The sequence below is a fragment of the Streptomyces sp. NPDC060198 genome (assembly GCF_042728415.1).
GTDB lineage: Bacteria > Actinomycetota > Actinomycetes > Streptomycetales > Streptomycetaceae > Streptomyces.
This window is the reverse complement of record NZ_JBHWZJ010000560.1, coordinates 1-3263: the sequence shown is the minus strand read 5'-3', so window position 1 is coordinate 3263 and position 3263 is coordinate 1. Positions and strand designations below refer to the sequence as shown.

Genomic DNA, 3263 nt, shown 5'->3' with positions numbered 1-3263 from the left:
GTCCGGCCCGGGTCGCGGGCCGGACCGTCACGGGGGGGGGTCAGGGCCGTTCGAGGTAGGCCAGCTGGGGGTGGACGAGGGTGTACGCGTCGACCAGCTCGCGGGCCACGTGGACGGAGTCCACGAGCGGGTGCAGCGCGAACGCCCGGACGGCGGCGGAGCGTGATCCGCTTTCGGCCGCGTCGAGCACGGCGCGTTCGACGGCCTTCACGGAGGTGACGAGCCCTGCCGCGTGGTACGGGAGCGGGCTCACGGCCACCGGGTGGGCGCCGTTCGCGTCGACGAGGCAGGGCACTTCGACCACGGCGTCCGCGTCGAGCACCGAAAGGGTGTTGCCGTTGCGGACGTTGAGGATCAGTGAGGTGCGCTCGTTGCGGGCGACGGCGCGCATGAGGGCGAGGGCGACCTGCTCGTAGCCGCCCGACTCCAGATCGCTCGCGGCACGGTCCCCGGCCCCCGCGACCTCGCGGTTCTCCGACATGTAGGTGGCCTCGCGCTCGGCGCGGGTGCGGTCCCAGGTGGCGAGGGCGGGTGTGCCGGGTTCACGCATGCGCGCGTAGAAACCCTGCTGCTGCTCGCGGAGGAAGGCGCCCCGGGTCAGTTCGGCCTGCTGGTAGGCGCGGACCGCCTCGCGGTTGAAGTAGTAGTAGTGCAGGTACTCGTTGGGGACGGCGCCGAGCGAGCGGATCAGGTCGGTGCCGAAGAGCTTCCCCTCCTCGAAGGAGCCGAGCAGGGTGTCGTCGGCGAGCAGCCGGGGAAGCTCGTCGCGCCCGTTCACGTACAGGCCCTGGACCCAGCCCAGGTGGTTGAGGCCCGCGTAGTCGATCCAGGCGCGGTCCGGGTCGGCGCCGAGGACCCGGGCGATGCGGCGGCCCAGCCCCACGGGGGTGTCGCAGATGCCGACGACCCGGTTCCCCAGGTGCCGGGACATCGCCTCGGTCACCATGCCGGCGGGGTTGGTGAAGTTGATGACCCAGGCGTCCGGGGCGAGGCGGGCGATGCGGCGGGCGAGGTCGATGGCGACCGGTACGGTACGCAGCCCGTACGCGATGCCGCCCGCCCCTACCGTCTCCTGCCCCAGTACCCCGGCGTCCAGGGCCACCCGTTCGTCGGCGGCGCGGCCGGCGAGCCCGCCGACCCGGATCGCCGAGAAGACGAAGTCGGCGCCCTTCAGAGCCTCGTCGAGGTCGGTGGTGGCCAGGACGACGGGTGCGTCCGGCACGCCCCGGGCCTGTTCGTCCAGCACCCGGGCGACGGCCGCGAGGCGGTCGTGGTCCGTGTCGTAGAGGGTGACCCGGGAGACGCGGCCCTCGGCGTGATCGCCGAGCAGTGCCCCGTACACCAGAGGAACCCGGAATCCGCCACCGCCAAGAATTGTCAGCTTCACGCTGCTCGATGGTAGGGGCTGTGCCTCACGGGTCGCGTCCCGGCCCGCCGGGACGGGGGCGGCGGGCCGGGGCTCCGGCCCGCCGGACGTGCCGGAGGCCGCGTCCGGCACGTTCCTGGGTGGTCCGGCGCTCCGTGCCCGTCGGTCAGTACCCCTTCCACCAGCTGGAGACGGCCTGCCACAGGCGGCCCGTGGTGCTCCGGGTGCGCTGGTCCGGGATCACCGGGGCCGGGTCGCCGTCGACCTGGGGTGCGGTGGTCTCCGCCCCTCCGGCCGCCCGGCCGGAGGGGCGCGGCGAGGACGAGATCTCCCAGTCGCTGCGGGGTCCGGAACGGGCGGCCATCGCCGTCATGGGTTCGTCGTCGATCTCCTGCTGCGGACTGGGCGCGAACTGGACCGGGAGTTCGGTCAGATGGCGCGACATGATGTTGCCCATCCAGCGCAGTCCGCTCTCCTCCACGGCGAGTTCGAGGTCGGGCAGCCGCATGAGCAGCGCGTCGACCCCGACGTCCGCGATGGCGCGGCCGATATCCTGCCCCGGGCACTCGTGGGGGCCGCCGCTGAAGGCGAGGTGGGCGCGGTTGCCCTCCATCCCGGCGCTGAGGTCGGGCCGGACGGCGGGGTCGCTGTTGGCTCCCGCGATGCTGATGAGCATGGCGTCGCCGGCCTTGATGTGCTTCCCGCCGAGCTCGGTGTCGCCGACGGCCCAGCGGCCGAAGACCGCGGAGAACGGGGGCTCGTCCCAGAGGGTCTGCTCCACCGCCTCGGGGACGGTCATGTGGCCGCCGCTGAGCCGCGCCCGGAAGCGAGGGTCGGTCAGCACCATCCGGATCACGTTGGCGATCAGGTTGGCGGTGGACTCGTACGCCGCGATGAGCGTCAGCCGGAGGTGTTCGATGACCTCGATGTCGCTCATCCTGGCGGGGTGTTCGACCAGCCAGCTGGCGAAGTCGGACTCTGGGGCGGTGCGTCGGCGCTCCACCAGGCGGGTGAGCACGCCCACGACGTGCGCGTTGCTGGTGACCGCGGTCTCGGTGCCGCGCGTCATGTCGCGCGCGGCCTGCACCAGCCGGTCGTCGTACTCCTCGGGCATGCCGAAGATCGCGCACATGACCATCATCGGCAGGTGTTCGGCGAACTGGCTGACGATGTCGGCGGTGCCCTTGAGGCAGAAGTCGTTGACGAGGCGGTTGCTGAACCGGTTGATGTGGCGCCGCACGCCTCGCGTGTCGATCCGACCCATGCTGTCCGTGATCGCGCCGCGCTGGCGTTCGTGGGTCGCGCCGTCCGCGAAGACGCACACGGGCTGGTAGGTGAAGATCGGAGCGAGTGGGTGCTCGGGTCCCACCGTGCCGTCCTGCAGGGCGCGCCAGCGCCGGGAGTCGCGGGAGAACTGAGAGGGGGTCCGGGTGACGTGGAGGTTCTCGCTGTGGCCGAGGACGAGCCAGGCGGGTACGTCACCGTGGAGCAGCACCGGGGCGACGCTGCCGTGTTCGGCGCGCAGCTTCTCGTTCAGCCCGACGATGTCGTTCTCCACCTCGGGGCCGTAGTAGCGGCGCAGCCCGCCGGGGCCGAGTCCGTGGGCCGGGCATCCGGGCGGCGGGGCGGCTCCCGTCGGCGCTCCGGGTTCGTGGGAGAAGGGGGTTGTCACAGTGGCTCCAGGGATGAGGCTTCACAGGGTCGCGCGGACGTGCCGCGCGGGCGGAGAGGGGACTTCGGGGACAGCTCTCAGGGGATGCCCCGGCGGACCGCGGCCGGGGTCGGATGCCCGGTCCGGCACCTCGCGTCGGGACGACGCGTCGCGCCGGGACCAGCCTGATCCGCCGGACACCCCCGGCGCCGCGCGGCTCGTGTCCGGGCGGCCGGCCGGACCGGC

At 72.9% G+C, this 3263-nt stretch carries 2 protein-coding genes; both read right to left on the bottom strand.

What is annotated here, in order from left to right; genetic code table 11:
* Positions 1 to 40: 40 nt before the first annotated feature.
* Positions 41 to 1387: a 6-phospho-beta-glucosidase gene (locus ACFWEP_RS33405; RefSeq protein WP_387375869.1), complete on the bottom strand. Its 1347-nt coding sequence runs from the start codon at positions 1385 to 1387 to the stop codon at positions 41 to 43.
* Between the two features lie 145 nt (positions 1388 to 1532).
* On the bottom strand, positions 1533 to 3038 hold the full coding sequence (locus ACFWEP_RS33400; protein ID WP_387375867.1) for a cytochrome P450: 1506 nt from the start codon (positions 3036 to 3038) through the stop codon (positions 1533 to 1535).
* Between the last annotated feature and the right edge of the window lie 225 nt (positions 3039 to 3263).